The 476-nt window shown below is 35.3% G+C and carries 1 protein-coding gene; it reads left to right on the top strand.

Annotation, left to right across the window (positions count from 1 at the left end; translation table 11 throughout):
* A partial coding sequence (locus tag BW716_RS35565; protein ID WP_143709266.1) for a carboxypeptidase-like regulatory domain-containing protein occupies positions 1 to 476 on the top strand: 476 nt, incomplete at both ends.

The raw sequence follows: 476 nt of genomic DNA, 5'->3' as shown, positions 1-476 counted from the left end.
CTGTAACTGATATTGAGAACGTTGGGGAAGACGTTAATTCACCAAAAGATGATTTTGCCTATATAATTGATCCTGTTACCAGAAGAGGATTTTTTAGTTCTAATAAAGATGGCGGACAAGGTTCTGATGATATTTATAAGTTTTTGGAAACCAGAAAACTGCAATGTATCCAGGAATTGGATGGTATTATTACAGATGCTGAAACAGCTGCTGTTTTACCAGGAACCAAGGTTACTTTATATGAGGGAACAACTATAAAAAACACCACTATTTCTGACGCTGTGGGATTTTACAGTTTTGCTGTCGAATGTGGTAAAACATATAATGTAAGGGCTGAAAAACAAGATTATACCACAAAAGAAGTAACGATAACTATTGGAAAACTTACCGGAAAAACAAGCCTTCCTATTGCGTTGGATAAATCGACTTGCAAAGTTACTATTGGCGATGATCTTGGAAAATGCTTTGGTATAAAA

The sequence above is a fragment of the [Flexibacter] sp. ATCC 35208 genome (assembly GCF_001975825.1).
Classification (GTDB): Bacteria; Bacteroidota; Bacteroidia; order Chitinophagales; family Chitinophagaceae; genus Chitinophaga.
This window is presented reverse-complemented; position numbering and strand designations above follow the sequence as displayed.